Raw genomic sequence first — 15,120 nt, forward strand, 5'->3', positions numbered from 1 at the left:
AGGGGGCGACATCATGCCGCCCCAACGGATTTACAGCAAAACGATGGGCATCCACAACAGCTTGGAGACGATCAGCAGCACCAGGAAGATCAGGCCGAAAATCGCGCCTAACCACGCCAATGGTGGAAGGGTGACGCGCGGCGGATTCGATATGTACGCCCATCACCGAGCTATTGCCGGTCAACCCTTGTGGGCCGATCCCCAGACGGTTGAGGCCCTCTTCCAGACGCAGTTCCAGCTCAATCTTTCTGGCGTTTCTTTTTCAGCTTCGTCCAGATTTTCGTCTCCTGGCGACGCCACAGACGCTGGATGTTGTCATGATGGCGCAGCAAAATGAGACATGACAGCATCGACACCGGGAAGGTGAACTGCGGTTTAAACCACCAGACGTAAAACGGCGCAATCAAGGCGCTGACAATCGCCCCTAACGATGAATAACCGCTTAACAGGACCGTCAGCAGCCAGGTGCCTGCCATGACGCCGGTTAAATCCCAGCCGATGGGCGCAATGGCGCCAAACGCGGTTGCTACGCCTTTCCCACCTTTAAAGCCAAAAAAGACCGGCCAGATATGCCCCAGACAGGCGGCGATAGCGATAAGCCCCAGCCAGAAAGGGGTAACGCCTAACGCATACGCGCCCCAGACGGGCAACATGCCTTTAAGGATGTCAAAAATAAGTACCGCGACAGCCGCTCCCTTGCCACCGATTCGTAATACGTTCGTCGCGCCCGGGTTGCCGGAGCCGCTTTCACGCGGATCGGGCAGCCCGGCGATGCGGCAAACCAGAATGGCACTGGAAATTGAGCCGCAGAGGTACGCGAAGAGGATCATTCCAGGCGCGATTGCACTCATAAGCTGTTCCGTATTGAAAGTGTCGTTTTATTTACTATTTCTGTGGATAATACGCACATTTCGCCGGAAGTGGTATCCGGGTTAGCCAAAAAGCAGGCAGGTCGTGATGGATATTGTATTTATAGAGCAACTTTCGGTAATCACCACTATCGGTGTTTACGACTGGGAACAGACTATCGAGCAAAAACTGGTGTTCGATATCGAAATGGCATGGGATAACCGCAAGTCGGCGAAAAGCGATGATGTCGCAGATTGTCTAAGTTACGCGGATATCGCCGACACGGTGATAAATCATGTTGAAGGCGGGCGTTTTGCTCTGGTCGAGCGTGTGGCGGAAGAGGTGGCGGATCTACTGCTTAGCCGATTCAATTCTCCGTGGGTTCGCATCAAACTGAGCAAGCCTGGCGCCGTCGCGCGCGCGGCGAACGTAGGGGTAATTATTGAGCGTGGCAATAATCTGAAATAAAAATAAATAATTTTATATTTTTTAAACCAAACGGTTATATATGGGGTCTTAACGCGAGATCCATTTTTGCAGTGTTTTTCATTTTAGGGGTTTATTGATGAGCGATATGCACTCGCTGCTGATAGCGGCAATTTTGGGTGTGGTCGAAGGATTGACGGAGTTTTTGCCGGTATCCAGCACGGGCCATATGATTATTGTGGGTCATCTGCTGGGGTTTGAAGGCGATACGGCCAAGACATTCGAAGTGGTGATTCAACTTGGATCTATTCTGGCGGTCGTGGTGATGTTCTGGCGGCAGTTGTTTGGTCTCATCGGTATTCACTTTGGCCGCCCGCTACAGCGTGAAGGTGAAAGTAAAGGTCGATTAACGTTGATTCACATCCTGCTGGGCATGATTCCGGCGGTGGTGCTGGGGTTAGTCTTTCATGACACGATCAAGTCGCTATTTAACCCAATTAACGTGATGTACGCGCTGGTGGTAGGCGGTCTGTTGCTGATTGCCGCCGAGTGCCTGAAGCCGAAAGAGCCGCGCGCGCCGGGGCTGGATGATATGACGTATCGTCAGGCTTTTATGATTGGCTGTTTCCAGTGTCTGGCGCTGTGGCCGGGCTTCTCGCGTTCCGGAGCGACCATTTCCGGTGGGATGCTGATGGGCGTCAGCCGTTACGCCGCCTCTGAGTTCTCGTTCTTACTGGCTGTGCCGATGATGATGGGCGCAACGGTTCTGGATCTCTACAAAAGTTGGTCATTCCTGACCGCAGCGGATATTCCAATGTTCGCGGTGGGCTTTGTGACGGCGTTTGTGGTGGCGCTGATCGCTATCAAGACCTTCCTGCAACTGATTAAGCGTATCTCGTTTATTCCGTTTGCGATTTACCGCTTTGTGGTGGCGGCTGCCGTTTACGTTGTCTTCTTCTGATGATTGACCGTGCCGGATGGCGGAGTACCGCCTTGTCCGGCCTAACTGTTTTGTCGGTCTGATAAGTGCAGCGCCATCAGGCAATTTATCGTGCCGGATGGCGTTTAGCTGGCGGGGTTCGGGCAGCGCTTCTCTTTCCAGTTGGCGACCGCTGCAATTCGTCGCTTCGTCAGCTCCTCGCGAATCTCAATGCCCTTAAATCCGGCCTCCACCACCTCTTTCGTCGGTACCGCCTGCGCCACCTGCCAGGCTTCGCGCAGCCAGCGCCCCTGCGGGTAATCCGACGCTTCAAAGCCGGTACGTCCACGGACATCGGCTTCGCTGGTCAGCGCAATCTGCTCGACGCGCTGCGGTTTACGCCATGCATCAATGGCGTCAAACAGCTTAACGATCGTTTTCGGCTGGAGTATCGGAAAGGTGTGGATCAGATCGTGGTACTCGGCGACCAGTTTAGCTAAATCACGCAGGTCATTGGGGACGCGCAAACGCTGGCATAACTGTTCGACCAGTTTCACGCCCGCCGGGCCGTGGCCATGATGGCGCGGCCAGAGGTTTTTCGGCGTTAAGCCTTTGCCCAGATCATGACAAAGCGTGGCGAAACGGACATCAAGCTGCGGACTGAGCATGGCGGCCATCGACAGCGTCATCAACGTATGAACTCCGGTATCAATTTCCGGATGCCACTTTGCCGGCGCGGGTACGCCAAACAGGGCGTCGATTTCCGGAAACAGGACGCGCAGGGCGCCGCAGTCGCGCAATACCTGGAAGTAAACCTGCGGATTGCGGGTGGTAAGCGCATTTTCCGTCTCTTTCCATACCCGTTCCGGCGTCAGATGTTCCAGCTCGCCTGCCGCGGTCATTTCGCGCATTAGCGCCAGTGTTTCATCGGCGATACGGAAACTAAGATGAGCGTAACGGGCGGCAAAACGCGCCACGCGCAATACGCGCAAGGGATCTTCGCCAAACGCGGGAGAGACATGGCGCAGTAGACGCGCCTCCAGATCCCGGCGCCCGTGGTAAGGGTCGATAATCTGGCCGTCATCGTCGCGCGCCAGAGCATTAATGGTCAGATCGCGACGCTGGAGATCGGCTTCCAGGGTAACGTCCGGCGCGGTATAGCAGGTGAAACCCGTGTAGCCGGAGCCGGATTTACGCTCAGTACGCGCCAGCGCGTATTCTTCGTGAGTTTGTGGATGGAGAAACACAGGAAAATCACGGCCTACCTGCTGGTAGCCCGCATCAAGCATCTCCTGCGGCGTGGCGCCGACAACGACCCAATCTTTATCTTTAACCGGTAGCCCTAACAACGCATCCCGAACCGCACCACCGACCAGATAAATCTTCACGCCACTTTCCTTTTAAAAACGATCATCCTCTAATGATAAGACAGTGCCGCAGAGAAGGCGATTTAGTTCATCCAGCGGTCTTTGCGTTTACGGCTTGGGATCATATGCGGCAGCACCAGCCCTAACAGCAAGCCAATACCCAATACGCCGCCGCCATACATAAACCACTGCATAATAATGGTGCGCTGTTTGTCATCCAGTTGCAGATTCGCGGCGCTCACTTTTTTCTGCGCGACAATCAGCTCGTTTTTCAGCTTCTGGTTCTCTTCTTTTAGCCCGTTGATGACGCTGTCGCTTTGCGCCACTTTCTGCTGCATATCGGCGGTGCGCTGATTCCACGTGGTATCAATATTGTTGAGTTTATCGGTCAACGTTTTGACCTGATTTTCCAGATCCGGCACGCGAGTACGCAGGCTTGGCGTGGTATTCAGTTCTTTTAACGGTATCCAGGCAGTACGACCAGAACTGTCTTTAATTTGACCATAGTTGGCATCGCTCTGTAAGAGCGTGACTTCCTCGCCGGCGTTGACGGTACCCACAAGGTGATAATTATCTCCCGGACCGCTGCGGACCCAGGTATTCAGTTCATCAGAAACGTAACGCGTCTCTTCAGCATGAGAGACGGCGGTGGCGCTAAGCGCAAGTAAAGTTAGTCCAATCAGGCGTAATTTTGGCATCAGGCTGTCGTTATTGTCAGAGAAAGTGGAACGATAGTAACGGCATCAGTGTCGCTACGCAAAGTAGTCGACATCAATCGGAATCATCTGTGTCGCCTTTGCCGCTACGTCAAACTTTTACGCCCGTCAAATTGCTCGTTGCATGGCAATTTGGCGCAAAATACTATCTACTGACAAAAATAATGCGGGTAAGTTCGCCAAGAATCTTCCCAGATGTGACATAACCCATAAGTACAAGGCCATGGCTCAGGAAATCGAATTAAAGTTTATCGTCAATCACGACGCCGTAGATGCGCTGCGAAATCATCTTCATACGCTCGGCGGCGAGCATCATGCGCCCAGCCAGTTGCTGAATATCTACTTCGAAACGCCTGATAACTGGCTACGCCGCCATGATATGGGGCTGCGTATTCGTGGTGAAAATGGGCGCTATGAAATGACCATGAAAATTGCCGACCGGGTAACGGGCGGGCTGCACCAGCGACCCGAATACAATGTCGCGCTAAGCGAACCCGTGCTGGATCTGACGCAACTTCCGGCGGAGGTCTGGCCGGATGGCAACCTGCCCGCTGGCCTGACATTAAGCGTACAGCCGCTGTTCAGTACTGATTTTTATCGGGAAAAATGGTGTCTGGACGTTGACGGCAGCAGGATTGAAATTGCGCTCGATCTCGGCGACGTAAAAGCGGGCGAGTTTGCCGAACCGATTTGTGAGCTGGAGCTTGAGTTGCTTCGCGGCGATACGCGCGCCGTGTTAAAACTGGCGAAGCAACTGCTGTCGCAAACCGGTTTGCGTCAGGGCAGTCTGAGTAAGGCGGCGCGAGGTTATCACCTGGCGCAGGGGAATGCGCCGCGAGAGAATACACCAACGGCAATTCTGCGGACCGCCACGAAAGCCACGGTAGAGCAAGGGCTGGAGGCCTCGCTGGATCTGGCGTTGTCACAGTGGCAGTACCATGAAGAGCTCTGGCTGCGCGGCGACGAGTCGGCGAAAGAACACGTGCTGGATGCTATGGGATTAGTGCGCCATGCCTTAATGCTCTTTGGGGGCATTGTTCCACGTAAAGCGAGCGCTCACTTACGTGATCTACTTACCCAGGCGGAAGCGACGATGACATCCGCGGTGTCCGCCGTCACAGCCGTTTATAGTACGCAAACGGCGATGGCGAAACTAGCATTGACGGAATGGCTGGTGACGAAAGCCTGGCAGCCATTTCTGGACGCGAAGGCGCAGGCCAAAATGGCCGATTCTTTTAAGCGTTTCGCCGACATTCATCTTTCTCGTCATGCTGCTGAATTAAAAAAAGTTTTTGGACAACCGCTGGGTGATAAGTATCGCGACCAGTTGCCGCGTTTGACTCGCGATATCGACAGCGTTTTACTGCTGGCCGGGTATTATGATGCGATGGTCGCGCAGGCATGGCTGGAAAACTGGCAGGGATTGCGTCACGCCATTATTACCGGACAACGTATTGAAATTGAACATTTCCGTAATGAGGCCATTAACCAGCAGCCGTTCTGGTTGCACAGCGGAAAACGATAATCAGAACCGTAGAAAGCGCCTGATGACGCTGCGCTTATCAGGCTTACGGTATGCGGACTTGTAGGCCGGGTCAGGCGAAATGCCGCCATCCGGCATTATTTAAAGGATATCCCCTAAATGACGCCGCTCTCTTCACCCTTATCGCAGTACTGTCAGACCGTTGTTGAGCGCCTACCAGAAGGATTTACTGAGACATCGCTTAGCGCGCAGGCGAAGTCAGTACTTACATTTAGCGATTTTGCGCTGGATAGCGTGATAGCGCATCCGGAGTGGCTTGCCGAACTGGAATCCGCATCGCCGCAGGCTGATGAATGGCGACATTATGCTGGCTGGTTACAGGAGGCGTTGGCAGGTGTCTGTGACGACGCCTCGCTGATGCGTGAACTGAGGCTTTTTCGTCGTCGCATCATGGTACGCATCGCCTGGGCGCAGACGCTGTCGCTGGTGGACGACGAGACTATTTTACAACAGTTGAGCCATCTGGCGGAGACGCTCATCGTGGGGGCGCGCGACTGGCTGTATGCCGCCTGTTGCCGCGAATGGGGAACCCCCTGTAACCCGCAGGGCGTTCCGCAGCCGCTGCTGATTTTAGGCATGGGCAAGCTGGGCGGCGGCGAGCTGAATTTTTCGTCTGATATCGATCTGATTTTCGCCTGGCCGGAACATGGCGAGACCCGGGGCGGACGCCGTGAACTCGATAACGCCCAGTTTTTTACGCGTCTCGGACAGCGGCTGATCAAAGCGCTGGATCAGCCCACAATGGATGGTTTTGTCTATCGGGTGGACATGCGCCTGCGACCGTTTGGCGACAGTGGCCCGCTGGTCCTGAGTTTTGCCGCGCTGGAGGATTACTATCAGGAACAAGGACGCGACTGGGAACGCTACGCTATGGTGAAAGCGCGGCTAATGGGCGATAACGACGACGCCTGGTCTCGTGAATTACGCGCCATGCTGCGGCCTTTCGTTTTCCGCCGCTATATCGATTTCAGCGTCATCCAGTCGCTACGTAATATGAAAGGGATGATCGCCCGCGAAGTGCGACGCCGCGGTTTGAAAGACAACATTAAACTTGGCGCGGGCGGTATTCGTGAAATTGAGTTTATCGTGCAGGTATTCCAGCTCATCCGCGGCGGGCGCGAGCCGTCGCTACAGTCGCGTTCGTTACTGCCGACGCTGGATGCTATCGCTGCGCTGCATTTGCTGCCTGAGAATGACGTGGCGCAACTGCGCATGGCCTATCTTTTTCTACGTCGTCTGGAGAATCTGCTGCAAAGCATCAATGACGAACAGACGCAAACGTTGCCTGCCGACGATCTGAATCGGGCGCGGCTGGCCTGGGGAATGAAGGCGGAGAACTGGCCGCAGCTTGTTGGCGAACTGACGGATCATATGGCTAATGTACGCCGCGTATTCAACGAATTAATTGGCGATGATGAAGCCGATACCCCGCAGGAGGAAGAACGTTCAGAGCCGTGGCGTGAAGTATGGCAGGATGCGCTACAGGAGGATGATTCGACGCCAGTGCTGGCGCATTTAGCCGATGAGGATCGGCGACAGGTTCTGACCCTCATCGCTGACTTCCGTAAGGAACTGGATAAACGCCCTATCGGCCCGCGCGGGCGGCAAGTGCTGGACCAACTGATGCCGCACCTGCTTGCTAACGTTTGTTCCCGCGAAGACGCCGCTGTTACGCTATCGCGGATAACGCCGTTGCTGGCGGGGATTGTCACTCGCACCACCTATCTGGAGCTGCTGAGCGAATTTCCCGGCGCGCTGAAACACCTGATTATGCTCTGCGCCGCTTCGCCAATGATAGCGAGCCAACTGGCGCGTTATCCGTTGTTGCTTGATGAACTGCTCGACCCCGGCACGCTTTATCAGCCGACGGCTACCGACGCTTACCGCGACGAATTACGCCAGTATTTGCTGCGCGTGCCGGAAGAGGACGAAGAACAACAACTGGAGGCATTACGCCAGTTTAAACAGGCACAGCTTTTGCGGATTGCGGCGGCGGATATTGCCGGTACGCTGCCGGTGATGAAAGTGAGCGATCACCTCACATGGCTGGCGGAGGCGATGATTGATGCTGTGGTGCAGCAGGCGTGGACGCAAATGGTTGCGCGTTATGGTCAGCCAGCGCATCTGGACGAACGCCAGGGGCGGGGGTTTGCGGTCGTCGGTTATGGCAAGTTGGGCGGATGGGAGCTGGGCTACAGTTCCGATCTGGATCTCATCTTCCTGCATGACTGTCCGATGGACGTCATGACCAACGGCGAACGCGAAATCGACGGGCGGCAGTTTTATCTGCGCCTGGCGCAGCGCATTATGCATCTGTTCAGTACGCGTACCTCCTCCGGCATTTTGTATGAGGTGGATGCGCGTCTACGCCCCTCTGGCGCGGCGGGAATGCTGGTAACTTCAGCGGACGCGTTTGCCGATTATCAGCAGCATGAAGCCTGGACCTGGGAACATCAGGCGTTGGTACGCGCTCGCGTGGTATATGGCGACCCGCAGCTTACCTCACAGTTTGATGCGGTGCGCCGCACTATCATGACGACGGCGCGCGACGGCAAGACATTGCAGACTGAAGTGCGTGAAATGCGCGAGAAAATGCGGGCGCATCTCGGCAATAAGCATCGCGATCGTTTTGATATTAAAGCTGATGAAGGCGGTATTACGGATATTGAGTTTATCGCGCAATATCTGGTGCTGCGCTACGCTCATGAAAAACCTAAATTAACGCGCTGGTCTGATAACGTGCGCATCCTGGAGCTTCTGGCGCAAAACGGCATTATGGATGAACACGAGGCGCAGGCGCTGACGGTAGCCTACACCACACTGCGTGATGAACTGCACCACCTGGCGTTGCAGGAGCTTCCCGGTCATGTGGCGCAGACGTGTTTTAGCAAAGAGCGCGCGCTGGTGCAGGCAAGCTGGCGGAAGTGGCTGGTAGCCGTTTGAATTATGCTATTATCGCGCGCAAATTTTGAATCTCTCAGGAGACAGGAATGAAAGTAAATCTGCCAGCGTTTGAACGTGCAGGCGTCATGGTTGTGGGTGATGTAATGCTGGATCGCTATTGGTATGGCCCCACTTGCCGTATTTCACCGGAAGCGCCGGTGCCCGTGGTTAAGGTAAATACCGTTGAGGAACGTCCGGGCGGCGCGGCGAACGTGGCGATGAACATTGCGTCTCTGGGAGCGAACGCCCGTCTGGTCGGCCTGACGGGTATTGATGACGCCGCGCGCGCGCTGAGCAAAACGTTGGCGGAGGTCAATGTGAAGTGCGACTTCGTTTCTGTGCCGACGCATCCGACAATTACCAAACTGCGCGTGCTATCACGTAATCAGCAGCTCATTCGTCTTGATTTTGAAGAGGGCTTTGAGGGGGTGGACCCGCAGCCGTTGCATGAGCGTATCAACCAGGCGCTGGGATCGATCGGCGCGCTGGTATTGTCCGATTATGCCAAAGGCGCTCTGACCAGCGTGCAGACTATGATTTCCCTAGCGCGCCAGGCGGGCGTGCCGGTGCTCATCGATCCGAAAGGAACGGATTTTGAACGTTACCGCGGCGCCACGCTGCTGACGCCAAACCTTTCTGAATTCGAGGCGGTTGCGGGGAAATGTAAAAGCGAAGACGAACTGGTTGAACGCGGCATGAAGCTCATTGCCGATTACGACCTTTCCGCGCTGTTGGTCACGCGTTCCGAACAGGGAATGACGCTGCTGCAACCGAATAAAGCGCCGCTACATATGCCGACGCAGGCGCAGGAAGTTTATGATGTTACCGGTGCGGGCGATACGGTGATCGGCGTGCTGGCGGCGACGCTGGCGGCGGGAAATACCCTGGAGGAGGCGTGTTATTTCGCCAATGCGGCGGCGGGCGTAGTGGTAGGTAAACTCGGGACGTCAACGGTTTCCCCTATTGAGCTGGAAAACGCAGTGCGCGGACGCGCGGATACCGGCTTCGGCGTCATGACCGAAGAGGAGTTGAGACAGGCCGTCGCCAGCGCGCGTAAGCGTGGCGAGAAAGTGGTCATGACCAACGGCGTTTTCGATATTCTGCACGCGGGCCACGTCTCTTATCTGGCGAACGCGCGCAAACTGGGCGACCGCCTGATTGTTGCGGTCAATAGTGACGCCTCGACTAAACGTCTGAAAGGCGAAAGCCGTCCGGTTAATCCGCTCGAACAGCGTATGATCGTGCTGGGCGCGCTGGAGTCGGTCGACTGGATTGTCTCTTTTGAAGAGGATACGCCGCAACGACTGATTGCCGGTATTCTGCCGGATCTGCTGGTAAAAGGCGGCGACTATAAGCCGGAAGAGATCGCGGGCAGCGAAGAGGTCTGGGCCAACGGCGGCGAAGTCATGGTGCTGAACTTCGAAGATGGTTGTTCCACGACCAATATCATCAAAAAGATCCAGACCGAGAGCGAGAAGTAAAACCGCGTCATCAGGCGTTACAGACGCTGCGGGCGCTGATTTTGAAGGTGCGTCGGACATTTTGTTTCGACGCGTATCTCGCGGTTGACGCTGCTTTTTTTTCGACCTAAAGTAAAGGAATAAGGGTGAGAGGGGATTTCTCCCCCCTCTGATTGGCTGTTAGTAAGCTGGGAAACTTATCAGTAACAGAACAATCAGTATGATGACCTGGTGCATCATAACCCTTTCCTTATTAAAGCCCCTTCCTCGGGAGGGGCTTTCCCGTTTCAGCCCCTTGCTGACATCGCGATTGTTGGTGAGTGGCCTGTCTGGCGCAAGGGCTTTCTCCCGCCGATTTTGCGTTACTGGATCGCCCACGCAAAATGGCCTGCTGGTCATAACGCTTTGTACAGACAAGGTGGAAAAAAGATAAAAAAATCCCCGGCCTTATGGCCAGGGACAGGAGATATGGCGGGGAGGTTATTGCTCTTTTATCGTTGCTTCGCGATTAATCTCATCCGTTGCCGATGAAACCAACGGCGTGGTCAGCGCCTTTAGCGAGCCGCCGGCGATGCCAATCTCGTTTAACAGCGAATCGATCAGCGGCGCCTGGGTACGATAGGTGAGCGCGGCAGATAACGCTTGTTCCGCCAGGTTTCCCCCGTTAGCGCCGCCAGCGGCGACGTCGCCCGCCGTCGCGCCGCGATTGAGGCCATCGACCTGAATAATCTTAATGCCGTCGATGGATTTCATCGGTTCAACAGACTTCTCAATAACAGCAGGCAACGATTGTAAGAGCGCTAGTTTAAATTTGAGGCTGGTTTGTTCGTCAGATAGTACGTTGATAGCGTCATTCAGCGCCCGTTGCGCTTCGGCTTCCGCCAGACCTTTTTTACGCGCTGCTTCCGCCAGTTCGATGATGGCGGCGGCTTGCAATTCTGCCGCTTCTTTCTCTGCTTTTGCCCGAACGGTCAGTTCGACCGCTTTGGTTTCCGCATCCTGCGCCGCGGCGATCAGAGCGACCTGCTTGGCGCGATCCGCTTCGGCGGTCTGGCGGGTGGTTTCTACGTTTTGCTGGGCGCGAACCGCATCGGCCAGCGCGTCGTTGGCGCGCGCTTCCGCTTGCGATTGCTGCTCGGATTTGGCGGCAATGGCGATAGATTTCGTCTGGTTGGCGATTTCTGTCACCTGTTGCTGTTCGATCTCTTTAATACGTACTTCACGCTCGGCCTCAACTTTCCTGGACCGTACTGCTTGCTCACGTTCGATCTCCGTCTCCTGGATCTGCCGCTCAGCAAGAATGCGCGTCTGTTCTGCTTCACGATGGCGCTCGGCCTCAAAAGCGGCAATTTTGGCGTTTTGTTCGGCGGTGCGGGTTTTAACCTGTTGCTCCTGCTCCAGAGTCATAAAGGCTTCTTGTTGCTCGATTTCCAGCTTGCGTTCAAGCGCGTCGCGGTTCTTTTCGCGCACCGCCACTTCCACATCCTGTTCCACTTCATTACGTTCACGACGGCGGCGTTCGGTTTCCTGCGTCAGTTTCGTCAGACCTTCGGCATCAAAGGCATTGTTTGGATTGAAATGCTCTTTGGACGTTTGGTTAAAGTTGGTTAATGAGACGCTTTCCAGCTCCAGGCCGTTTTTCGACAAATCTTCCGCAACGGTGTTTTGTACGCCCTGAACGAAGTTTTCACGCGTATCCTGTAGCTCATGCATCGTCATCTGGGCTGCGGTAGCGCGTAAGGCGTCAACGAATTTATCCTCAACCAGCATACGCAGATCTTCCGGTGACAGCGTTCGCTGGCCAAGCGTTTGTGCGGCGGTGGCAATACCTTCAACAGAGGGTTTTACACGCACGAAGAAAGCAACGACCACGTCAACGCGCATACGATCTTTGGTGATCAGGCTGTCGACGGTAGCACGGCTGACTTCAAGTTTTAGGGTATTCATATTGATCGGAATAATTTCGTGAAAGATTGGCATCACAATAGCGCCGCCGCTCATCACCACTTTTTGCCCGCCAAGCCCGGTACGGACAAACGCCTGTTCCGCAGATGCGCGGCGATAAAGGCGAGCAAAAATGATCCCGATAATTAGTAAGACGATAACCGCCACGATGGCGGTAAACATCCATGATGGCAATATGCCAAAAACATCATCCATTATGTAAGTTCCTCTCAATTAAACATAGAAGGTACGCTCAGCCAAATAACGCGTTGCGGAAAGTCGGCAGACAATCAGCACCTTGTCTCCTTTTTTAAATTCTTTTCCCTTTTCGGGTTCCAGCAGTAAATAGTGAATCTGGCCGAACTTATCGGTAAATTTTCCTTCGCAAGGTGTTCCGGCGACGGCGGCGTGGCCGGTAATAATCGCCATGCCGCCGATAAATTCCTCTTCCCGGAGGGCGGAGCTTTCATCTCTGGGTAGCCAGGGCGCGAGGATTTTTCCGCTGTAATGCACGGCAAAGACCGACAGGACAATGCTTAACGGGACCAGCAGCAGATTGCTGAGCGGCGCCTGCCAGAGCATGATCCCGCCATGCTGGATGAGGATACCGAAGAGGCCGAAATAGCCGGCCAATAGACAGAGGACGACCAGGGCGGGAACGCGTCCAATATTCAGATAATGAAGCGCCTGGCCCGCAGGGCCGGATGACAGGGCATCATAATGATCGAGATGGGCGTCGAGCGCGCCTGAAAGAAAGTGGCCAAAAATCAGAGAAATCATCTCCAGCACGCCGATAAAGAAAACGAACGCGATGGCAAACAGATAGGGGCTGTTATACTCCGCAAATAAGGTCATATTTTCTATCCTTGTCGCCGCCTTCAGAAGGATGTTCGCGTGATAATTTTCATGCTTGTTATTTCATTGCGTTACAATATCATGTGACCCATATCTCCTTAAGTCCGAAAAGCGATTTATCCGTCGTTATCTTTGGTGAATATTGTGATTTTGCGCATTAAATTTGCGCACGTTATGTATAAAACCGCCGTACATATAGGGAAATACTGAAATTAGAAAAAGCATATAGCCTTAACAGAATTCAATAACTGGAGGGTATGCTGATGAACAACAATAACGTCTATTCATTAAATAATTTCGATTTTCTGGCGCGCAGCTTTGCCAGAATGCAGGCGGAGGGGCGTCCTGTTGATATCCAGGCGGTAACCGGCAATATGGACGAGGAGCACCGCGACTGGTTTTGCAAGCGTTACGCGCTTTACTGCCAGCAGGCGACTCAGGCGAAAAAGTTAGAATTAGAACACTAATGCAGGCTCCCTTATACAGGCGCAGGGCATTATTCAGATCTTATATGAGCGGGCCGTCAGGCCCGTTCACGTTTTTACTCTTGTGGATCGACTGGCGGAATGGCGGGCGCAGGTTTTACTTCTTCAGGCTTGTCGCGAGCTTCCAGTTCGCTGAGGCGTTGCTCCAGCAGCGCCAGTTTTTCCCGGGTGCGCAGCAAGACCTGAGTCTGGACATCAAACTCTTCGCGGCTCACCAGATCGAGACGCGTCAGCTGAGATTGCAGCGTTTGACGGATTTTTTTCTCGATATCTTCCCCGAACTCGCGAATACCTTTCGGCATTGACTCATGAACCTGGCGTGCGATTTGCTCAATTTTTTTCGGGTCAATCATTGTGGTTTCCCTGAACTGGTAAGTGTTAGCTCTTATTGTAGTGCGATATGTGGACGCCATAAACCAGAATTGTGTGATGTCATACGGAGTAAAGGCGTTGATGAAGGTAATCAATAGCGTTATAGTTAACCCGCTTATTCTCAGGGCGGGGCGAAATTCCCCACCGGCGGTAAATCAGCGATGTTTAACGCATTTCTCATCACGGTGCGCCGTGACGGAACGCGGAGAGCAGGTTGAAAGCCCGCGAGCGCTTTTTGCCATAGCGAAAAGGTCAGCAGATCCGGTGTAATTCCGGGGCCGACGGTTAAAGTCCGGATGGGAGAGGGTAACGATCCAGTCGGGCATGGACCCGCTCACGTTATTTTTTTGCCGCTTGTCGGCACTCCTAAGACTGCCCTGATTCTGGTAACCATAATGTTAATGAGGTTTTTTTACCATGAATCAGACGCTACTTTCCTCTTTTGGTACGCCTTTTGAACGTGTTGAACTTGCACTGGATGCGCTGCGTGAAGGACGCGGTGTGATGGTGCTTGATGATGAAGATCGTGAAAACGAAGGCGATATGATTTTCCCCGCAGAGATAATGACCGTAGAACAGATGGCGTTAACCATTCGTCACGGTAGCGGTATTGTTTGCCTGTGCATTACTGAAGACCGTCGTAAGCAGCTGGACTTGCCAATGATGGTGGAAAACAACACCAGCGCCTACGGCACCGGTTTTACCGTGACCATTGAAGCCGCAGAAGGCGTGACCACCGGCGTTTCCGCCGCTGACCGTGTCACTACGGTGCGTGCGGCAATTAAGGATGGCGCAAAACCGTCCGATCTTAACCGTCCGGGGCACGTTTTCCCACTGCGCGCTCAGGCGGGCGGCGTGCTGACGCGCGGCGGTCATACGGAGGCGACCATCGATCTGATGACGCTGGCCGGTTTTAAACCTGCAGGGGTACTGTGCGAGTTGACTAACGACGATGGGACGATGGCGCGCGCGCCGGAGTGTATCGCGTTTGCAGGCCAGCATAATATGGCGGTGGTTACGATTGAAGATCTGGTGGCTTACCGCCAGGCGCATGAGCGCAAAGCCAGCTGATCGAACGGATCATGGTTGAAAAAAGCCGATGAGATGTCATCGGCTTTTTTGTATTCCTTCGGTGCCATATTGTTCAGTTTCAAAGAACGACGAATAAGCTGAATGGTAAAATTATTGTGAGAAAAGCAGAGGCCTGAATGCAGACCTCTGCTTTGGTTTATCTATTCAGG

Annotated in this window: 14 protein-coding genes, 1 pseudogene and 1 riboswitch; of the genes and pseudogenes, 7 read left to right on the forward strand and 8 right to left on the reverse strand. The window is 54.2% G+C overall.

Annotation, left to right across the window (positions count from 1 at the left end):
• Positions 1-112: 112 nt before the first annotated feature.
• Together J4685_RS11735 and plsY are read right to left on the reverse strand one after the other, a co-directional pair.
• A pseudogene (locus tag J4685_RS11735) lies at positions 113-256 on the reverse strand (fumarate hydratase); the annotation flags it as partial.
• On the reverse strand, positions 240-851 hold the full coding sequence (gene plsY / locus J4685_RS11740) for a glycerol-3-phosphate 1-O-acyltransferase PlsY (protein ID WP_001272784.1): 612 nt from the start codon (positions 849-851) through the stop codon (positions 240-242). The pseudogene J4685_RS11735 and the gene plsY, both read right to left, overlap by 17 nt.
• Before the next feature lie 106 nt (positions 852-957).
• Between plsY and folB the strand changes: the two genes are divergently transcribed.
• Positions 958-1,317: a bifunctional dihydroneopterin aldolase/7,8-dihydroneopterin epimerase gene (folB, locus tag J4685_RS11745; protein ID WP_000355776.1), complete on the forward strand. Its 360-nt coding sequence runs from the start codon at positions 958-960 to the stop codon at positions 1,315-1,317.
• 97 nt (positions 1,318-1,414) lie between these two features.
• Complete coding sequence (gene bacA / locus J4685_RS11750) at positions 1,415-2,236, forward strand: undecaprenyl-diphosphate phosphatase (protein WP_001281926.1); 822 nt, start codon at positions 1,415-1,417, stop codon at positions 2,234-2,236.
• A 104-nt stretch (positions 2,237-2,340) separates the two neighbouring features.
• Here bacA and J4685_RS11755 read toward each other — a convergent pair whose 3' ends face one another.
• Together J4685_RS11755 and J4685_RS11760 are read right to left on the reverse strand one after the other, a co-directional pair.
• The gene (locus J4685_RS11755) at positions 2,341-3,582 is read right to left on the reverse strand and encodes a multifunctional CCA addition/repair protein (protein ID WP_000708461.1); all 1,242 of its coding nucleotides are present in this window, start codon (positions 3,580-3,582) and stop codon (positions 2,341-2,343) included.
• 62 nt (positions 3,583-3,644) lie between these two features.
• Positions 3,645-4,259 carry a TIGR04211 family SH3 domain-containing protein gene (locus J4685_RS11760; RefSeq protein WP_001125339.1) on the reverse strand — a complete coding sequence of 205 codons (615 nt, stop codon included), beginning with the start codon at positions 4,257-4,259 and terminating at the stop codon, positions 3,645-3,647.
• A gap of 241 nt (positions 4,260-4,500) precedes the next feature.
• On the opposite strand from J4685_RS11760, the gene J4685_RS11765 reads away from it, so the two are divergent.
• From J4685_RS11765 to hldE, 3 genes are all read left to right on the forward strand, one after another.
• Positions 4,501-5,802: an inorganic triphosphatase gene (locus J4685_RS11765; RefSeq protein ID WP_000046206.1), complete on the forward strand. Its 1,302-nt coding sequence runs from the start codon at positions 4,501-4,503 to the stop codon at positions 5,800-5,802.
• Positions 5,803-5,919: 117 nt separating this feature from the next.
• Complete coding sequence (glnE, locus tag J4685_RS11770) at positions 5,920-8,763, forward strand: bifunctional [glutamate--ammonia ligase]-adenylyl-L-tyrosine phosphorylase/[glutamate--ammonia-ligase] adenylyltransferase (protein WP_000188290.1); 2,844 nt, start codon at positions 5,920-5,922, stop codon at positions 8,761-8,763.
• A 47-nt stretch (positions 8,764-8,810) separates the two neighbouring features.
• Positions 8,811-10,244, forward strand: coding sequence for a bifunctional D-glycero-beta-D-manno-heptose-7-phosphate kinase/D-glycero-beta-D-manno-heptose 1-phosphate adenylyltransferase HldE (gene hldE, locus J4685_RS11775; RefSeq protein ID WP_000867681.1), 1,434 nt, complete (start codon positions 8,811-8,813; stop codon positions 10,242-10,244).
• A 159-nt stretch (positions 10,245-10,403) separates the two neighbouring features.
• Here hldE and J4685_RS11780 read toward each other — a convergent pair whose 3' ends face one another.
• The 3 genes from J4685_RS11780 to J4685_RS11790 form a co-directional block, all read right to left on the reverse strand.
• Positions 10,404-10,463, reverse strand: a complete 60-nt coding sequence (locus tag J4685_RS11780) for a type I toxin-antitoxin system Ibs family toxin (RefSeq protein ID WP_192936148.1) — start codon at positions 10,461-10,463, stop codon at positions 10,404-10,406.
• A 240-nt stretch (positions 10,464-10,703) separates the two neighbouring features.
• Positions 10,704-12,383: a flotillin family protein gene (locus tag J4685_RS11785; protein WP_000342875.1), complete on the reverse strand. Its 1,680-nt coding sequence runs from the start codon at positions 12,381-12,383 to the stop codon at positions 10,704-10,706.
• Positions 12,384-12,401: 18 nt separating this feature from the next.
• Entirely contained in the window at positions 12,402-13,022 is a 621-nt protein-coding gene (locus J4685_RS11790; protein ID WP_000171739.1) for an OB-fold-containig protein, read from the reverse strand.
• A gap of 257 nt (positions 13,023-13,279) precedes the next feature.
• On the opposite strand from J4685_RS11790, the gene glgS reads away from it, so the two are divergent.
• Positions 13,280-13,489 carry a cell surface composition regulator GlgS gene (glgS, locus tag J4685_RS11795; protein WP_000928925.1) on the forward strand — a complete coding sequence of 70 codons (210 nt, stop codon included), beginning with the start codon at positions 13,280-13,282 and terminating at the stop codon, positions 13,487-13,489.
• A 74-nt stretch (positions 13,490-13,563) separates the two neighbouring features.
• Here the strand turns inward: glgS and ubiK are convergent, their stop codons facing one another.
• Positions 13,564-13,860, reverse strand: a complete 297-nt coding sequence (gene ubiK / locus J4685_RS11800; RefSeq protein ID WP_000566824.1) for a ubiquinone biosynthesis accessory factor UbiK — start codon at positions 13,858-13,860, stop codon at positions 13,564-13,566.
• A gap of 132 nt (positions 13,861-13,992) precedes the next feature.
• A riboswitch (FMN riboswitch) is annotated at positions 13,993-14,191 on the forward strand.
• Between the two features lie 105 nt (positions 14,192-14,296).
• Here ubiK and ribB point away from each other — a divergent pair.
• Complete coding sequence (ribB, locus tag J4685_RS11805; protein WP_001076973.1) at positions 14,297-14,950, forward strand: 3,4-dihydroxy-2-butanone-4-phosphate synthase; 654 nt, start codon at positions 14,297-14,299, stop codon at positions 14,948-14,950.
• Positions 14,951-15,120 lie beyond the last annotated feature (170 nt).

It is taken from the genome of Salmonella sp. 32100201201700099SM, from assembly GCF_017572645.1.
Classification (GTDB): Bacteria; Pseudomonadota; Gammaproteobacteria; order Enterobacterales; family Enterobacteriaceae; genus Salmonella; species Salmonella enterica.